Source organism: Shewanella goraebulensis (genome assembly GCF_030252245.1).
In the GTDB taxonomy this organism is placed as follows: Bacteria; Pseudomonadota; Gammaproteobacteria; order Enterobacterales; family Shewanellaceae; genus Shewanella; species Shewanella goraebulensis.
The window spans coordinates 1908270-1926521 of sequence record NZ_CP126972.1 but is presented as its reverse complement, the minus strand read 5'-3'; the positions used below and the strand labels follow the sequence as shown (position 1 = coordinate 1926521).

The window sequence follows — 18252 nt, the reverse complement described above, 5'->3', positions numbered from 1 at the left end:
GTAATACAACTTTAAGTGTCTCCCGACTCTAACGGCATCAAATGTATCTGATGCCGTTTTTTTATGTCTAAGATTAACTAAAACCTAAATAATGTGCAGTTACCACAATGATGCTAGACAGCACAAACAAGCCAAGTAGAAAGCGCCAAATAAACGCAAACCAATTACCCCAATCAACACGGCACACACCTAATGTAGCCATTAGTGAAGCTGACGTTGGCACCAAAACATTGGTAAAACCATCTCCTAGCTGAAAAGCTAAAACTGCTACTTGGCGAGTCACGCCAACAATATCAGCCAGCGGTGCCATTAACGGCATTGTCAGCGCCGCCTGCCCTGAACCTGAAGTGACAAAGAAATTAAACACTGACTGAAACAGCAACATAAACCATGCAGATAACGCTGTCGGTAATTGGCCAATCACATTACCAGCACTGTGTAATATCGTGTTGAGCACGCTAGGTTCAGTGGCTCCTGCCCCCCCCAGTAAAAGCAAAATACCCGAGGCGCAACCCACCAACACAGCAGGTTCCAACATGGTGCCAGCACCTTGTTTAAAGCTCACCGCGACTTTATTCATATCAATATCATTCAGTTTAAAAACCACCCCAATGATGCCGACAATTATCCCCATGGTAAAAAACTGGCTGGCGATTTCAGGAATAAACCAAGCATGTGCAACCACTCCCCATATCACCCAAGCAATAGTGCCTATAATCGTCAGTAGCACCAAAATATCACCAAGGTTAAAACGACTATCTTTAACATCACCTTGTTGATTCTCGCGAAAGAACTGATCGGTTTTATAGCTAAACGACTCAGTAGGATTACGCTTTATTTTACTGGCATATCGCATAGTGAAGCCTATGCCAATAAGAGTAAATCCAAACCACATCACTGAGCGAACCCCAGCACCCGATAGTACTGGCACGCCCGCTATTCCTTGGGCAATTGCTACACTAAATGGATTCATCCACGAACTGGCAAAACCAATTTGAGTCGCCACATAAGTCACCATCACAGTACAGATAGAGTCATAACCTAAGCGGATCATTAATGGACAAATAATAATAGCAAAAGCTATCGCCTCTTCGCCCATACCAAATACCGCGCCGCCCAATGAGAACAAACTGAATATCACCGGAATAAAGAGTTTTTCATTCCCTTGGGTTTTATCGATTAACCGTAAAATACCGTTATCAATTGTCCCTGTAGCCATGACCACCCCAAATGAGCCACCGATGACCAGCATGAACATAATCACACCAATAGCGCTTCCCCATTTAGAACCTGACACCATGCCTTCAAAGGCAAAATTAAAAAAACCGATTTCGCCATTTCCTTTAAATAATGAAATGGGATCAAGCTTAGGCTCGCCCGCTTCATTCAAGGCATATTGAAATGATGTGGGATCGATAACACTGCGAGTTTTCTCAACTCCATCAATCACGTAATGAGCATCTTGAGATGAAAAAGAACCGATTGGAACAACATAAGTTAATAACGCAGCCGCTAATGCGACAAAGAAAATAATCACCAGAGTATCTGGCATCTGCCGTGAGCTGTTAACGACAGCTGATATTCTGTTATTTGAGGAAATTGGGGTTTGATCTGGGGAATTCATTTACAGTCCATTTAGTTATTGTTTTATGGAATGGTGCCAACACACGTTTTGAGTTAGCAGCCATTGGCATACTACAATAGCTAATAGCAAATTCCCATCACCCAGTTTAGCTTTAAGTTGAGCATAACCAATAGAGAAACGGTATAAATATCATTGAAGTGCACACTATTTAAGCCTTAGTCTGTCACTTATATAAACTTAATTGGTATGAACTTATTTGCTATGAACTTATATGGTGTGAACTTATGTGGACCGGTTAGTAAGATGCATGATCTTTTTCCCAGTAAATTGGGCATATAACGTTTCATGAGCCTGCTTTGAAAAGGTATCGGTGCGGCAATCATACTGAGCAATCCAGTCAACGAGCATTTCCAAATTGGCATCTTGAGCTTGTTTGCTAGAATACTTATGGGGCTCCCAAGGGCGATTTTTGGCGTTACTAATACAGTCAGTAACGGGAAGGTTTAGAAAAATTATCTCATCAGCATGAGGCGTGGCTAATTCCAGTAAGTCGGTATAACAGCCTTCAATAATCCATGAGTCATGTTGTAAGAACTTATCAATTAACTGACTCGACTCTGCAATCGATGTTCTTTGAGGTGGGTTGGTTGGCTGCCAAGCTATGGTATCTAAATCTAAATGCGCTAAACGGTTTTGTTTTGCTAACTGTTTAGCAAGGGTTGACTTACCCGAACCTGAGTTTCCAAAGATAACGATTTTACTCAAAATAACACCTCGATTCTCAAATTGCAGCGTTAACAAAACAGTTTAATGGCTTAGTGTTGCATAGATTGGTTTGGGAATAAAATAACCTAAACCGGTGATGCTTATGTCGCTTAAAGCAGACTTAGTTTTAAGAGCACCATAAACAGAGAAAAGCTGACGCAGGTAACACGTTGATGCCCCGAAATGAGTTAACGTTGTTTCTAAATCGCAATATATTAATTTCGGTTTACCATAGATTTTCTTATTTCACATGTTCTGCACTAATCAATCTAGAACGGTGGCCAATATTACTTAGCCACAACATTGTGCATATTCAACATTGTTTTAAGTCAATTACTTAGGTTTTTAGATAGTTTAGTATTTACGCTCCAAATAACAATTATAAGAGTATGGTTGTGAAAATATTAAAATTTGTATTGCTGTTAAGTGTAATAGCTACTATGACGGGCTGCGCTACGAGACTTGAAGCAACTGTTGCCCCTGGTCAATCATTGACTGAATTAGGTAATGTATATGTACAACATTTTTCCCCTGATAAAAGAAACTTGAATTACATTATTGCGGATAAGCTAACTTTGCTAGGTTATCCAGCCACTCCTTTGGATGGTACTGAAGTTCCAAATGACGCTAATATTGTTATCACTTATGTTGATAATTGGCAGTGGGATATTACGAATTACTTGATCAAGATAAAGATAGATTTTAGAAAAGCTGAAAATAAGCAATTGCTAATTACTGGTGAGTCTTTCCGAACTTCTTTAGCTAGGAAAGATCCAGATTTCATGATCCAAGAAGCGTTAGAAAAAATTTTTCAGGAAGCAGGCTTAAAATACAACCATATTGCCGAAAAGCAGTAATATCAAACAGTCTAGAATTGCTTGGGGCTAAATGATTGATGCCCCATTCCTTGTTTGTAATTTTAGACAATTTAACGTCGTGGTGCTTCGCCCACACCAGAGTCAAGGGGGAAAGCGCTTGTCCCCCCTTAACAAACCCTCAGCGCCCCAGACGAAAAATGCTGAAAAGCGCATAATTTTCGATGGGGAATGATCCAGCTTTTAACTTCGTTTTTTGCTAACTTCAGACTTATTCGAAAATGCTAATGCTTCCGATGGGGCCTCCCTTCCCCTCGAAAGCTAGCCTGACATCCATGTCAGGACTCACGCGATTTTCTTCAACGTCCTCAATTCAAATTGAGTCTTTTAACTCTTTAAATTGTCACAATTACAGTCAAATCGAAGAGATAATAACCCCAATGTAGATGCGTTCAAGACCTTCGAAAACATGGATGTTTTCGCAGAGCCCACATGGATGTGTTTACGGCGTGTCTTGGATGTATCTGCATAAAAGCCTGCGGCAGGCAATTGGTTAAGCTGAAGTGATGGACTGCTGAATAAGAGCCAATATAAATGAAGTATAGAGTTGATGGACTTAAAACGTTTTTGCCCCGAAAGTTCTGCAACTAACTGTATATTTATACAGTTATAATTAAAATGCAGCAATTAACTGTATTTGCTTCTCGTTATGTAAAAGCCAAAAATTCTCGATTTCCCAAACTAATAAATTTATATCATTGAAATATATGCATTTTAAACTTTAGAAAGTTTACATAACGACCCAAAACAATTCTCGATTATCCACATTCTCGTTTTCGCCGCAAAAATGGTCATTGCCTCACAGAATTCTTACTGATAAGTTACTAAAATTATTAATAAATAAAGCTGAAAGTGATTAGAATTCGGTAAGGTACCCTAGGGTGTTTATCGGAATTCGCGCTAATACGCTGTTAAGTAGCAAGGACTAGCTCGGTGGAATATTCAGAAATTTATAAATACATTTCAAGCGATGATGATAAATCGAGAGAAGCATTTATCAATGATTTTGAAACTGAACTTCTAGAACTTTCGAAAATATTCTCAGATGCATTTAATTTACTCGAAAAGTCCCCGTGTAATAACGATCCATCTAATAGAGCATCAACTGTTTCGGGGTATATATTTCTAGCTATTGAATCAGCTGTTACTGCTAGTCAATTACTTGTATTAGGACATATTGCTCCCGCTGGTAATTCCATGCGAATATCTTATGAATCTCTTTGTTATTCGGCATTATTAAAAAAGGAAGTCGATTTAGTTGTTGCTAACGGTAAGCACAAATTTAACTTCTATAACGATTACTTAAAAAAGAGTAACCACACTAGGGCTGATAAAGTAATTGATGTTGTAGTTAAAAATAAAGTTGCACTTGGCTTAAACGAGGACGGAGTGGAGTTTTTGGTTGGGGCTAAGAAATTCTATAACGGTTATAGCCATGCTTCATTAATGTTATTACATTCAAAAATAAAGCCATCAACTAGGCAATTATATATTGCAGGTGGTTACGAAAACGAGCGACTAGATGTATTTAATAAACAGCTCGAGTTCATAAAAAGATATAGCAAAAACTTTAATGGTTGGATTCAGGCAGTAGCGTATAATGCTACTTAACAAGCTAATTAATAAGGACAAAAAACAGTTTGCTGTTTTCGTACCTCAACATTTTAGCAAACAATTTTTTGCCCATTATTAGGGCGTTAGCTGGGCCTCAATTGTCCGCACTTTATTCATATAAATTATCTGTAAATAGGGATTACAATGGCAAATGAAACACGAACAGAATTTGTTAATCGAGTTATGGGGCTCTCATTTAAATCAACCCAAGGTAAGTATTCTTATTGTAGTGACTCAAAAAAGCAGATTCTTTTTAGTCTGAATGTGGGAAATGGGGATGTGATTTTAAGCCCTTCATGGTCGAGAAATGGCTACTCACATTCTCTAAAACATATAGATAAAGTTCTAAATCAAGGATACGACCTTTTAGTTTTTGAGACCATAACTAAGAAGAATAAAAAAGGTGAGACATTAGCTAATGGGTTTAATCCATTAATAGAAAAAAGAAAGTTGGTGGTTGAAGGTGATATTTTTAAAGCTGTTCAAATAGAAGTTACCCAAAGTAAAGAAACTACCGGAAGTGGCAGTTCGATTTTTGAGGGAGCAAAAAAAACTATAACCGTTAATGCATATGAAAGAGACCCTCAAGCACGTCAGGCTTGTTTAGATGAATTGGGGTATCTCTGCAAGATTTGTGAGTTTGACTTTGAAAAAACTTATGGTGAACGTGGTAAGGAGTTCATTCATGTTCATCACATAGTGCCATTATCAGAAATAAAAAAGGAATATGAAGTTGATCCAGTTAAAGACCTTATTCCAGTATGCCCCAATTGTCATGCAATGTTACACCGAAAAGGACATACAATTTCACCTAACGAATTGAAATGTATAATATTTAAACATGTGGGGTCAGAATAAACTTAATTATTGATCAAATGCTAATTAGCCAAGGGGGTTCCTAACTCACTTTTGTACAAAATTGACCTTGTCGGTTTTAGCTAAATAACCGACAAGCAATAGGCATCAAAATGCTTCATTCACGTTAAAGTAGAACCCAGTATCACCATCACCGAAAGCGAGATCTAATCTTAGGTTCACCCTTGGTTTAACCTCGAATCGATAACCTATTCCTGTATTAGGTAATATGTCGGCTGAAGCTAATTCACTGAACGTATCTGAAATCACGCCAGCGCCAACCCAGTAAACCATCCCGTGACGACCGGGTAAGTCTTGGCGGTACTCAACTTGCGCCAATACCATTTGTTTGTCTCGGTATCGACCTGAAGTGTAACCCCGCAGTAAATCTCCACCGCCTGCTTTTGACAGCTGATCCCACGGGACATCACCATGGGTAAATCTGCCACGCACTTGCCATGCAAGAACATCAGAGTCACCCATTTGATAATAGGTACTGTAAAGTGCATTAACGATTTCAAAGTCAGTTTTACTGCCCAAATCCTGACGATAAATACCCGTGTCTATTTGCGCTATTTTACCTTGTTCAGGATTAAGCACATTGTCACGGCTGTCGTAGTTAATTAAAAAGTTAACCCCGACACTGCGTGATGTTTCGAGTAAAGGGCTAACATCGACATCTGAATCTAGCATGTCGATGCTACTCGCTTTGGCATAATTAAAATCAAACCCTGCTCCAACAAAAACATTGGATGTTAGCCGATGTAAAAACATCGGGTTGACTCGAACTAACCGACCGTTAAAGTCGACTCGATTATCATCTTGATGATTTTCATCATAACCGACGCCGTAAAACACATCTGGTATATCAAACATTTCAGCGGTTAAATAAAACCGCTGACGGTCTTCATTTAAAAAGGTTTTATTTTCGATGCCGACACCGAGTGCGCCATTGATTGATGCTAAACCATTGATCACCAAAGAAGATAACTGGCTCACTTCATCATTAGGGTCAACTTGATACAAACCAACGGCTGAAATACCAACGCCTAAATCCATTTCGGGGTTATAAAAAGGGCCAGGTAAAAAACTAAAATCAATCAGTTTATCTGCATCAAACTCACCATCAGCACCTAGAGTTTGCAAAAAATCTTCAAGCCAGCCAAGTTCTTCGTCACTTGTTAAAGACTCGCCTGCTGATGATGCTAGTTGACTTGTCTCTGACGCTGATGCACTTGCTGAAAAAAAAATGCAAACAGACAACAGCCCAGAGATAAAATAATGATTCACCGACATTACAGTTGCCCTTGTGTTGATTGCTCTTTCGCTAATGGTAATTGCGGGCGCTGAGATAAATGGTCCTGTAGCATCTGTTCGTCTAATATTTGGTTGTACTGGCTCAATTCAAAAAAGACTTGTTGTGTAAATCCATCACGCCACAATGATTCAGGTATATGGTTAAAACTTGCCTCAAATTTGGCATCGACATAAAGCCACTGCTTAGCGACATCATCAATAACAATGCCGTGGACATTATTGGCTAATGTAAGGTCATGCGCTGCTTTGTCTGAATGATATATATGCTCAAGCGCTGACCAGTTGTTACTTTTTATGGCCATGTCTTTAGGCACCAAATATGGCGATTGCTTATCACCTAACTCATAGTGACGTTTAAGTAACATAAATTTATTTGGCATTGGCTCGTTAGCATCCCACCAATAACCATCAATAACATCAAATAAAGCATCAGTTTCTGTCGCCGAAACAGGTTCTAACCATGCCAGCGTTGCTGATATCCATGAGGTCATATGGTAGTTATATTGCTGGCGTGTCATGGCTAAATTGTTAGTCAGCACCGCGAGCGCAATTTTTGACCCTAACATGTTGGAATAAAGGTCTTCTGGCGAGTAAGCCGATACATCTTCAGTCCACGGTGCAAAACTGCGATAACCATGGTACTGAGCTATTTCATGAGCCTCAGCCATTGAATAAGCCAAACGAACTGCCATCGCAGCTGCTAACTCCCAACGTTGAGCGGCTGTTAAATGGCCAACTTTAAAGGCCTCAATTTCAATGGTTCTTGGGCCAATTTCAAATGGAAGAGAGATTGAGAGCGGTTCACCAAGACGCGGGTGTATTTGATAAAACAATGCCACGGCATTATCTGCGGTATCTCGTACGTGGGCTAAATCAATAAAACCGCCTTTACGAGTATAAATTATGCCATTATTCTCCCCACTTCGACCCTCATCGGGCGCTGATTTTTGGTGGCTAAAGCTACCAGCTTCATAAGCATGGGCACCTAAGTCTTCAAGAGATATGGTATTAGCATGACGATAAAATGGAATCGTCATGGCGCCAAGCTTCACCTTTTGTCCGCTGCCAAATGCGCAGCAGGGCCTTACACTTGTAGGCAGTGTGATTGGCGCATTCAACGGCAAACTAATATCGCGCAATAATGCCGGATCAGGTTGACTATCTAACGCCGCGACTACTGCTGATTCATTAGGCGTTGCACTTACCTGCCATTCACTGGTTGAACAGCCAGCAAGTAAAGTCGTAAGTAAAATCGTGCCCATTAAAGCAGTTTGCTGATAATTACACATCATTGAATAAAGTCTCTGATCATTTGACTAATTTGTTCGGGAAAGTCATTGCTCAAGCCATGGGATGCGTCTGGAATAATAATAATTGGCGCGTTCAAAAACTCAGAAAACTCTATGCCCTTTTCCTGTGGAAACACCATGTCATTTTCACCCCAGATAAGTAATGATGGTGGCAAATGGTCTTTAAACTCATTAGGGTTAAGTTGGTCACGATAAGCGGGTAACGTAGTAATAAGGGATTGTTTCTCGGTCAGGTGATCAGCGAAATATACTTGATATATTTGCTCATCAATAAAGCTTGGATACCAAGGATAATTTACAAAAGTATTTTCTAGTAGATGCCTGACACCTGCCCTATCTTGCGGCACAAATACCGATTCAGGTGAAGTTTCACCAAATCGTTTTGTCATTGCATCCATGTCTTCATCGGCAAATACGATGCCAGGGCTTGCTAACATCACGGCTTTATCAATTTCTGGTTCGTTGATCATCAGATCAAATGTCACGAAGCCACCAAAAGAAATACCAACAAGACTCACATCAGTCAGCGAAAGCTTATTTATAAGCTGCTGAATCGATTGGGTTTCACTCATTATTGTCGCTGGAGCATCACTGTACGAGCTGCCAAACCAAAGCAAGTCAGGTACGATAACATGATAGTCTTGAACTAAATCTTGCATGATTTCGTACCAGCTCGTCATGCCGGTGCCACCAAAACCATGCAGTAAGATAATCACTGAGTCAGATGGGGAACCACCTTGCCAGTAATGCAGCTCCCCGCCTTCATCAAGTGTCAATTGACGCTGTTCAAACCCAGCCTTGAACAGTTGATTCTGTTGATAGTTATCAACCATTGATACAGTAGAGCAACCACTTATCAATATTGACATCAAGATGAAAAACAATGTTTTAAAAGTCACTAGAAACGATACCCAATGCCAGCCATAAAGCTTGTTCGAGTACCAAAACCGCCTTCAAGTAATAAATCAAAGCCTTTGCCTAGGCTTATTTGAGCACCGACTAAGGTATTCCATTTATCTTCAAGATGTTGATTAACCTCAAACTTACCATCTCCGATAAACTCACCAATTTCTGTACCACCGATAAGTAAAATATCTTTGAGGTATCCACTGAATGTTTGCTCAACGTTTTGATACATAGCACCGACCCAAACCTGCAGATCTTGGCCATAAATTTTTGTTCGGTAGCCCACTCGCGGCGACACAACAATCGTGCTAATTTCTCCATCGAGAATATCCAGATCGGTATTAGTGTAGTTCACATCCAATAACGCAAACCAATTATCAATACCGCCTACAATGGTGCCACCAACCCCGTAGGTTGTTCCTTTAAAGTTTAATTCAAAATCAAAAGGATCGAGTTCAGGGAAGAAAGGTAAATCAACATCCACCTGAACATTAGCGACACTACTGCCTTTTGTATGGCCAATAACACCATACAAGTTCAAAAATGGCAGCACCCACATGTCTGCACGAAAGGTTAATGTTTCAGAATCTTGTAGTGCTTCACTGCCATTGATGGAAATCCTGTCATCAATGAAGTCCCCTAACCCCGTAAAGGCAACACTATCGACAACAAGAGGTTGGTCCATCGTCATATAATTAATGCTAAAGCCATAAGGCTTAGGTAATTCATGACCTAAATCAATCGCTTCTTGCGCCCAAATAGGAAATGCACGCTGATATTTTTGCGGCACTTCAATGGCATCGTCAGCAACTACAAATTGACTAAATGCGGTGATAGTAAATAATAAAAAAACAGTGAAAATTCTTAGCATTAGAACTGGTAATCCTTAAAAAACTCAACATAAAGCTTTGGGCTGAGCTTAAAAATAATGACTCAGCATGCATTCAATTTTTCATTTATCGTTGTAGATAAATTAAACAGCAGAATTTGGGGAGGGAGGATAATAGAGACTTGATATTAATTTAAGCTTAAAAAAAATAGAAATAAGATATTTCTAATGATACACCTGTATATATCGTTAAACTGATAACAGTAAAAGTGAAGGACTTAACACTCAACGTAGCCTTGGCAGCTAAAATCAACACTTGTATCGATAGCGATACATTACGTTAGGAGTGTATCTTATAGGGGAATAAACTAGACAAGTTAAGCTATGAAAATATTATCGCCAAACTTTAAAATTTACTAGGTATTATCAACTAGTAATATAAACGATGGTTTAATGACTAGGTAAATGGATTTAATACCAAAAGGCTAATTGAGCCTTAAAAATTACAACTTATCTCGCCAATGTCATTCAGAATAAGTACTGCACGCTTATTAATTTCAAAGTTCGTCACGTAACCGCACTTCCCTTGGAGCATATCACCACTATTAAGCAATAATTGATACTCGTATTGGCCATCAAGCTGAGCTAAATCATAATAAATAGTATTGTCTTTTTCAGTGCTTATTTCACCAAAATCCATCCGGCTAAGTGGCAGATTAATCACTGCTGATTCAATAACAAAGTCCGAACGATTTTCTATTGTCAAACTTGGACTGACATAAAAGTAGCTTAGATACATCAATAGAATCACGGTTGAAATACCAGCTGCAATTTTGAAGAATATGCGACCCCAGCGATTGGCAATATCCAGTTTATTTCCTGAGTCAAATAGCATTAACACTTAGTTCCTTTGATGGAAAAAACCAGCGGAATAGATTGACCTTTTATCATGGAATGAAATTGATTTGGCTGTTTCTCTACAAGGTTTTCAAAGCAATTATAAGGACTAAATGGAAACTCATTAACGGCATCGATTCGAATACCTGCTTGAATTAGTGCATTTATCACTTCACTTAGTGAATGCGCCCAAGTCACCATAGTCTGCTTTTCATTTTCAGTTGTTACCTCTGCCTCACTTTCTATCGCAGAGTCTTCAGCTTGAGTATATGAGCCCTCAACTACCACATCCGGCTCTGGTTTGTGAAAGTAGGGATAACCCTCTAATACATCTTGTACAGGGTGAAACTCAGCCATATAAAATGTTCCACCAGTTTTGAGGTTATCACTAATTACCTGTGCCCATAGGGTTAAACATGGTAACCAACATAGGACCCCAAACGAGGTAAAAACAATATCAAAACTATGCTGACGTTTAGCTGTATAACTATAGACATCTGAACAAACAAACTCTGCAGCAATATTGCACTCAGTCGCCAACTCTTCAGCTTTTTTAATTGCCGTCTCAGATAAATCAACGCCAGTGACAACAGCGCCCTTTCTCGCCCAAGATAACGAGTCTAGACCAAAGTGACATTGCAGATGTAATAAAGACTTATCAGCAACATTAGTAAGCTCTGCTGATTCGATTTCAGTCAATGATGACTTACCCGCGATAAAGCTTGGCACGTCATAAAAAGAAGAGTCAAAATGTATTTTAGCTCGTTCATTCCATGCATGCTGATTGACGCTAAGGTAGTCCATAACTTATCCAATACTTTAATTATTCAATATTATTGGCTCATATTAGCAAAGTAAAATAAAGATTCACATTTTAGCGCTAATATTTACCTATCAATTGTCTATAAAAAAGCCGACATTATCTAGGTCGGCTTTAAATATTAACGCAAATAACTCATAGAGTTATAATAATTTTGACTCGCTTAGTTTTTGCTTAAAGTAAACTTTTGCACTTGTTCAGACATCGCAGCAGCGTCTTCTAGCAAGCTTTCATTAAGCTGACTCAGGGATACCGCAATTTGTTGCGTTTGATTATAAATTTCACTGATTTTCATTGCATTTTGATTCACTTCTTCCGCCACTGCTGCTTGCTCATGAGTTGCTGAAGCTATTTGCTGATTCATGCTCTCAATCACATCCACATCAGCCACAATTTGCTTAAGCTCTTGCCCTGCATGCTCAACCTCATTAACACTTTCCTCAGCACTCTCCATGCCCCGTTGCATTGTTTTTACAGCTAATTGTGCACCAGACTTTAATCGGTCAGTCATGCGCTTAATGTCATCGGTAGAAGATTGAGTCCGCTGAGCCAAAGTTCTGACTTCGTCAGCGACAACCGCAAAACCACGCCCTTGCTCGCCAGCTCTTGCAGCTTCAATAGCTGCATTTAATGCAAGCAAGTTAGTTTGTTCAGAAATAGCACTAATCACATCCAAAATAGTGGCAATCGATTGCACATCTTGGTCAAGTTTTTCAATAGCGAGAGATGCTTCGTTGATTTCTTCAGCGAGTTGCTTAATCGATACCGTTGTCTTGTTAACGTCATTATTACCAACTTGTGCTTCTTTATTAGCAGATGAAGACGCATCTGAAGCTTGTACTGCATTGGCTGCAATTTGCGTTACAGTGGCGCTCATCTCTGTCATGGCTGAAGCAACTTGTTCAGCTTCAAGGTAACCCAACTCCACATCTTGTTTCATGGTATGGGTATAACCATTGACTTGTTCAACCACGCCCACCACTTGAGTAGCACTTTGGCGAACTTGTAAAATAATAGTTTCAAAGTCATTCATCATGGCATTAAAGGCATTTGAAAGTTGCCCAAACTCATCCGCAGACTGATGTTCAATGCGGGTACTTAAATCGAAGTTATTCCCTGCATGAGTCACTTTATCAAATAAATGACTCAAGCTGCGGTTAAGGTACTTTGATACTGACAGGCTCAACCACGCCAGTAATACGATGGAAACTGTCAGCGCTAATAATGATGTCCACATCATTTGGCTCGCAGAACCTAAACGATGTTGAGTTAAGGTCATCAAATCATCAGCAAGGAAGTGTTCAAAATCTGTTAGAACATTGATTCTACCTGTTGACGTTTTAAACCAATCTTCTGGGTTTTGCTCACTGATAGCTGCAACACTTTGGGAAAATGCGATTTGGCGAAGTTGTTCAACGTCACTCACTTCTCGCGAGCGACTGGCATGATCAAACTTCAATATCCAATCTGATGTCGCTAACGCTTTAAAACGTTCAGCGTAAGTATTTTGTTCAGATACTAAGGTAACAAAACGGGCGTAAACTCCGTCTTTAAATCCTTGCTGGCCAAAGGTAGTGCTTAATACCGCCCGCTCGATACCTGCACGTTCTTTAAGTTGTAAAAATGCCCCGAATGAGGCGAGTTTTAATGACAACTCACTGTCAGTGCTTTGCATTGCAGTTTCATCGACCACTGACAATAAAGCTGTGTTGAGCCCAGTGTAATACTTCACTTCATCGGCGACTGAAATCGATAAGCTATCAACGGCGCGTCTGATAGATTGTAATTGCTGTAATTCATTTTTAATTTGACGAAGAGTTGAACTAATTTGCTCAGGAAAATCGTCAATATCAGCAATATTATTAAAGGTATTGATTTGCCTATCAGACATTGCTCTTTGGTTTGGTAAACCATTGGCAAAAGATTTCCCTTGAGAGCCAATAAAGCCAGCACTCATGCCGCGCTCTTTTTGTAACTCATGTACTAGTGCGCTATTAATAACAGCGAGGTCACTTAAAGAAAGTACTGTGGTTAATTCTGACTTGGTTTCATATTTATTATGCACAAACATGCCGCCATATATGAGGCAAATAACCAAGGGTGGAATAATCAGTAGAAGAAGTTTGTGTAGCGTTTTAAGGTCAGTAATCCATTTCATTGTATCTTTACCCTTAGAGTAAGTGCTCCATGCAATTTCGCGATTAATTACATGCTTTGATGTAATTAAGGCGACTTAATTCTAGATCAAAATAGTAGCTGGTTGTTGTTCGCGCAAAAAAAAACCTGTAACAGCTAGTTAATTAGCCTTACAGGTTTCTATCGACATCTAAAGTAAAAACTTTAACTTATCCTTCAACGCCTTTGCTGGCCAAGAACTCATCATAAGTTCCTTTGAAGTCGTTAATGCCGTTTGGCGTCACTTCTAGAATACGTGTAGCAAGCGATGATACAAATGCGCGGTCATGAGAAACGAATAACAGTGTGCCTTCATACATTTCTAGGGCGTTATTTAATGACTCAATTGATTCCATATCCATGTGGTTAGTAGGTTCATCAAGCAGCAAAATATTTGGCTTTTGCATAATCAATTTACCAAAGTACATGCGGCCTTTTTCACCACCAGAAAGTACTTTTACTGACTTTTTAATATCGTCAGAACCGAATAGCATACGGCCTAAGATACCACGAACAGATTGATCGTCATCTTCTGGTTTACGCCATTGGCTCATCCAGTCAAATAAAGTCATGTCGTTAGCAAAATCCGCTTCGTGATCCTGTGCGTAGTAACCAATATTTGAGTTTTCAGACCATTGGATAGTACCAGCATCTTGCGGTAAGTCGTGTACTAAAGTACGTAACAAGGTGGTTTTACCCACACCGTTTTCACCCAAAATAGCGATACGCTCACCGACTTCAGCCATCATGTCGAAGCCTGAGAATAGCGGCTTTTCGTCAAAACCTTTCGCTAGTTGCTCAACCACTAGTGCATTACGGAACAATTTCTTTTCTTGTTCGAAACGAATGAATGGATTAACACGACTAGATGCTTTGATTTCTTCAATCTTAATCTTATCAATTTGCTTAGCACGTGACGTTGCTTGCTTCGCTTTAGATGCGTTAGCAGAGAAACGTGCAACGAAACCTTGAAGCTCTGCAATTTGCGCTTTCTTCTTCGCATTGTCTGACTGCAAACGCTCACGAGCTTGCTGCGCTGCCATCATGTACTCATCGTAGTTACCAGGGTACACACGTAGCTCAGCGTAATCGATATCAGCCATATGAGTACAAACAGAGTTTAGGAAATATCTATCATGCGAGATAATAACCATGGTGCTGTTACGTTGGTTAAGCATTTCTTGTAACCAACGAATGGTGTCGATGTCCAAGTTGTTGGTTGGTTCGTCAAGTAACAGCACGTCTGGATCTGAAAACAGCGCTTGAGCAAGCAGTACACGTAATTTGAAACCAGGGGCAATTTCACTCATTAGGCCAAAGTGTTGGTCAACACCAATACCTACACCCATCAGTAAATCACCTGCGCGAGATTCTGCGGTGTAACCGTCCATCTCAGCAAATTCCATTTCAAGCTCAGCAACCTTAATGCCGTCTTCTTCACTCATTTCTGGTAAAGAATAAATGCGGTCACGTTCTTGTTTTACTTCCCACAACTCTTTGTGACCCATGATCACAGTGTCAACCACTGAGAATGCTTCATAAGCAAACTGATCCTGATTCAACTTACCCATGCGTTCGCCTGGATCAATCGAAACATTACCGCTTGTAGGTTCAAGGTCACCGGTTAGGATTTTCATGAAGGTGGATTTACCACAGCCATTGGCTCCGATAAGACCGTAGCGGTTTCCGCCACCGAATTTAACTGAGATATTTTCAAACAGTGGTTTTGAACCAAACTGCATGGTGATGTTAGCTGTAGTAATCAAAATGAGATTCCAAAATTCAAGTTATGACAAAAACAAAAAACCAGTGCCGACTTTATTAGCCACTGCGTTTAACAAAATGAGTATTGCTTAACGAGTATAGCGGCTGTATGTAAATAGCACTGGTTTTAAACCACCCTTAAAACAATAAGCATGGTCACAATAATTAGGCGGCGTACTATAGCATTTCAGCTTATTTTTTCAACTTAACTTAGGGCTTTTAGGAGGATAATTTAATGGGGAAATTGATGAATTTAAAGTGTCTGTTAACTTCAATATAAAAATAGCCAACAAGGTCGGCCATTATTGCAGCAAATGCTTTGCTATATCGAGATTACTTTTTAAAGCTAAACTTTTTGGTGAGCCAAGCAATGGTATCGATTTGCTGTTGTTGCTTTAAACCAAAATAGACACAAATCCATGGTGAAAGTAAAAAGTACCAAGGCATAGTCATACCGTGTTGGTCATTGAATTGTAAGTAGAAAAAACCAAAATAGATCACTGCTATTCCTGCAATACCCACAGTTAGCATAGTCATCCGCATTGCTTTCTCTAGCCTTTCCATTTCTTATCCCTATTTTTACTTTTCGGTATTGAACTTATGTATTTACTAGCGTTAAACGCTGCTAAGATGGTAGCAATAATTTAATCAATAAAAAAGCCAACCATTAACAGGCTGGCTTTAATTCAATTACAGTCTTATTTGAAGTGAGCTTAAAACAAACGTGAAGTGCGTTAAAAGTTGCCAAAAGCAGATGCTATTAAAGCGTCACTTCAAAAGCATTACATGCTTAATCCGCCATCAATTTCAATTACACGGCCATTAACATAGTCGTTTTCGACAATGAACTTAACTGTAGCAGCGACTTCTTGCGCTTCACCTAAACGGCCAACCGGCACCATTTTCTCTAAACGCTCTAATGCTTCAGGTTTCATGCCAGCAGTCATTTCAGTGGCAATAACACCAGGAGCAACGGCAGCACTACGGATATTGTAACGCGCCAACTCTTTCGCCCAACCTACGCTCATTGCAGCTACACCCGCTTTAGAAGCTGAATAGTTAGACTGCCCCATGTTGCCCGCTTTAGCGATACTGGAGATATTAATAATCACCCCAGCTTGCTGTGAGTGGATCATTGCTGCTGCCGCTTCACGACCACATAAGAAAGTGCCTGTTAGGTTTACATTGATAACTGACTGGAATTGCTCGTAAGACATACGATCAGTCACTTTGCCTTCTTTGGCTTTCACCATTAGGCCATCACGTAAAATACCCGCGTTGTTAATTAACACGTTTACTTGACCGAAATCTTCTAAAATGTAATTAAAACCAGCAACTACATCTTCTTCGTCAGTAATGTCCAGTGCATAACCTTGAACTTCGGTAGAAGCGCCTAAATCAGCACAAGCACGTTCTAATTTTTCTTGGTCTACATCGATAAGCGCCAAACGCGCGCCTTGTGCAGCAAAGTCTTGCGCCATGGCTAAACCTAAACCACCAGCACCGCCAGTAATGACTACGACCTTATCTTTAATTTCCATTAACTGGATCCTTTCTACTCTTATTTAAACTGACACTATTTCAATTGAATCTATCAACATAGATTGATTACTTTTCATCCGCAGGGGCAAATTGTTCAAAAATACTTGAGAAATCGCGACGGCCATTTCCCTGACGGGCATGGTTAACGTACATACTGCGTGCTAACGCTCCCATTGGTGTACTTGAATTCGATGCTACCGACGCTTGCTGAGACAAACCTAAGTCTTTAACCATCAGGTCGACCATGAAGCCACCTTGATAATCATTGGATGAAGGCACATTTTCCATCACATCTGGACAAGGATTATATTTCTCTAGGGTCCAATTACCACCACTACTGACTTTCATGATATCAGATAACACTTTAGGGTCTAAGCCATTATCTATACCTAATTGCAATGACTCACTGGTGCCGACCATTAATACTGATAACAGCATATTATTACAAATCTTAGCGATTTGCCCCGCACCAGCAGCTCCTGCATGAAAAATATTAGCGCCCATAACCGTTAATACTGTTTGCGCTTTTTGATAAGCGTTATCACTACCACCACAAATAAAGGTTAAGGTTCCTGCTGCTGCGCCTGCTGTACCACCCGATACCGGTGCATCCATAAACTCGATGCCTTTTTCAGCAGCATGAGCACCGACAACTTGCGCAGTACCTGCATCAATGGTCGAGCAATCAATCAAAACGGTATCTTTAGCGACCACATCAAGTAGGCCTTTATTTTCATCGTTACCGATATAAAGGTTATGCACATGTTTGCCAGCTGGCAGCATGGTAATCACATAGTCTGCTGCCGCAGCAGCACCACACGCAGTTTTAGCACTGAGTGCTCCTTGCACTGTTAACGCTTCAACCGCAGCAGGTACTAAGTCAAAAACGGTTACTGTCATACCCGCTTTGATTAAATTTGCCGCCATTGGGCCGCCCATGTTACCTAAACCAATAAATGCAACTGTAGCCATGTTAAATTCCTTTTACTTGTCTTTTA

Annotated in this window: 16 protein-coding genes; 3 read left to right on the top strand and 13 right to left on the bottom strand. The window is 40.0% G+C overall.

Going from position 1 to position 18252, the window contains the following annotated elements; genetic code table 11:
* Positions 1–73: 73 nt before the first annotated feature.
* Together yfcC and QPX86_RS08020 are read right to left on the bottom strand one after the other, a co-directional pair.
* A complete protein-coding gene (yfcC, locus tag QPX86_RS08025) occupies positions 74–1552 on the bottom strand; it encodes a putative basic amino acid antiporter YfcC (protein ID WP_220753427.1) in 1479 nt (492 codons plus the stop codon).
* Positions 1553–1867: 315 nt separating this feature from the next.
* A complete protein-coding gene (locus QPX86_RS08020; protein WP_285164873.1) occupies positions 1868–2350 on the bottom strand; it encodes an AAA family ATPase in 483 nt (160 codons plus the stop codon).
* 395 nt (positions 2351–2745) lie between these two features.
* On the opposite strand from QPX86_RS08020, the gene QPX86_RS08015 reads away from it, so the two are divergent.
* From QPX86_RS08015 to QPX86_RS08005, 3 genes are all read left to right on the top strand, one after another.
* Positions 2746–3207, top strand: a complete 462-nt coding sequence (locus QPX86_RS08015) for a hypothetical protein (RefSeq protein ID WP_248954501.1) — start codon at positions 2746–2748, stop codon at positions 3205–3207.
* A gap of 951 nt (positions 3208–4158) precedes the next feature.
* Positions 4159–4836, top strand: a complete 678-nt coding sequence (locus tag QPX86_RS08010; RefSeq protein ID WP_285164872.1) for a hypothetical protein — start codon at positions 4159–4161, stop codon at positions 4834–4836.
* Between the two features lie 147 nt (positions 4837–4983).
* Positions 4984–5697, top strand: coding sequence for an HNH endonuclease (locus tag QPX86_RS08005; protein WP_285164871.1), 714 nt, complete (start codon positions 4984–4986; stop codon positions 5695–5697).
* A gap of 105 nt (positions 5698–5802) precedes the next feature.
* On the opposite strand, the gene QPX86_RS08000 is transcribed toward QPX86_RS08005, so the two are convergent.
* From QPX86_RS08000 to mmsB, 11 genes are all read right to left on the bottom strand, one after another.
* Positions 5803–6990, bottom strand: a complete 1188-nt coding sequence (locus QPX86_RS08000) for a BamA/TamA family outer membrane protein (RefSeq protein WP_285164870.1) — start codon at positions 6988–6990, stop codon at positions 5803–5805.
* Positions 6990–8303: a DUF4056 domain-containing protein gene (locus QPX86_RS07995; RefSeq protein ID WP_285164869.1), complete on the bottom strand. Its 1314-nt coding sequence runs from the start codon at positions 8301–8303 to the stop codon at positions 6990–6992. Before QPX86_RS07995 ends, QPX86_RS08000 begins: the two co-directional genes overlap by 1 nt.
* Positions 8300–9220, bottom strand: coding sequence for an alpha/beta fold hydrolase (locus QPX86_RS07990; RefSeq protein ID WP_285164868.1), 921 nt, complete (start codon positions 9218–9220; stop codon positions 8300–8302). The genes QPX86_RS07995 and QPX86_RS07990 overlap by 4 nt, the downstream gene beginning before the upstream one ends.
* The gene (locus QPX86_RS07985) at positions 9220–10098 is read right to left on the bottom strand and encodes a virulence protein (RefSeq protein WP_285164867.1); all 879 of its coding nucleotides are present in this window, start codon (positions 10096–10098) and stop codon (positions 9220–9222) included. The genes QPX86_RS07990 and QPX86_RS07985 overlap by 1 nt, the downstream gene beginning before the upstream one ends.
* Before the next feature lie 454 nt (positions 10099–10552).
* Positions 10553–10957 (bottom strand): hypothetical protein, encoded by a 405-nt coding sequence (locus QPX86_RS07980; RefSeq protein ID WP_285164866.1) that lies wholly within the window; start codon positions 10955–10957, stop codon positions 10553–10555.
* Positions 10951–11757 (bottom strand): class I SAM-dependent methyltransferase, encoded by an 807-nt coding sequence (locus QPX86_RS07975; protein ID WP_220753389.1) that lies wholly within the window; start codon positions 11755–11757, stop codon positions 10951–10953. Before QPX86_RS07975 ends, QPX86_RS07980 begins: the two co-directional genes overlap by 7 nt.
* 179 nt (positions 11758–11936) lie before the next feature.
* Complete coding sequence (locus tag QPX86_RS07970) at positions 11937–13931, bottom strand: methyl-accepting chemotaxis protein (RefSeq protein WP_285164865.1); 1995 nt, start codon at positions 13929–13931, stop codon at positions 11937–11939.
* A gap of 187 nt (positions 13932–14118) precedes the next feature.
* A complete protein-coding gene (locus QPX86_RS07965; RefSeq protein ID WP_220753387.1) occupies positions 14119–15714 on the bottom strand; it encodes an ABC-F family ATPase in 1596 nt (531 codons plus the stop codon).
* A gap of 331 nt (positions 15715–16045) precedes the next feature.
* A complete protein-coding gene (locus QPX86_RS07960) occupies positions 16046–16276 on the bottom strand; it encodes an NUDIX hydrolase (protein ID WP_220753386.1) in 231 nt (76 codons plus the stop codon).
* Positions 16277–16494: 218 nt separating this feature from the next.
* The gene (locus tag QPX86_RS07955; RefSeq protein WP_285164864.1) at positions 16495–17253 is read right to left on the bottom strand and encodes an SDR family oxidoreductase; all 759 of its coding nucleotides are present in this window, start codon (positions 17251–17253) and stop codon (positions 16495–16497) included.
* A gap of 67 nt (positions 17254–17320) precedes the next feature.
* Complete coding sequence (mmsB, locus tag QPX86_RS07950) at positions 17321–18226, bottom strand: 3-hydroxyisobutyrate dehydrogenase (RefSeq protein ID WP_220753385.1); 906 nt, start codon at positions 18224–18226, stop codon at positions 17321–17323.
* Positions 18227–18252 lie beyond the last annotated feature (26 nt).

Bases quoted from the DNA above. Each gene is read 5' to 3' on its own strand.
- QPX86_RS07985 (WP_285164867.1), bottom strand. From the start codon at position 10,098: ATGCTAAGAATTTTCACTGTTTTTTTATTATTTACTATCACCGCATTT.
- yfcC (WP_220753427.1), bottom strand. From the start codon at position 1,552: ATGCCAGATACTCTGGTGATTATTTTCTTTGTCGCATTAGCGGCTGCG.
- QPX86_RS07975 (WP_220753389.1), bottom strand. From the start codon at position 11,757: ATGGACTACCTTAGCGTCAATCAGCATGCATGGAATGAACGAGCTAAA.
- QPX86_RS08000 (WP_285164870.1), bottom strand. From the start codon at position 6,990: ATGTCGGTGAATCATTATTTTATCTCTGGGCTGTTGTCTGTTTGCATT.
- QPX86_RS07955 (WP_285164864.1), bottom strand. From the start codon at position 17,253: ATGGAAATTAAAGATAAGGTCGTAGTCATTACTGGCGGTGCTGGTGGT.
- QPX86_RS07970 (WP_285164865.1), bottom strand. From the start codon at position 13,931: ATGAAATGGATTACTGACCTTAAAACGCTACACAAACTTCTTCTACTG.
- QPX86_RS08005 (WP_285164871.1), top strand. From the start codon at position 4,984: ATGGCAAATGAAACACGAACAGAATTTGTTAATCGAGTTATGGGGCTC.
- QPX86_RS07960 (WP_220753386.1), bottom strand. From the start codon at position 16,276: ATGGAAAGGCTAGAGAAAGCAATGCGGATGACTATGCTAACTGTGGGT.
- QPX86_RS07995 (WP_285164869.1), bottom strand. From the start codon at position 8,303: ATGATGTGTAATTATCAGCAAACTGCTTTAATGGGCACGATTTTACTT.
- mmsB (WP_220753385.1), bottom strand. From the start codon at position 18,226: ATGGCTACAGTTGCATTTATTGGTTTAGGTAACATGGGCGGCCCAATG.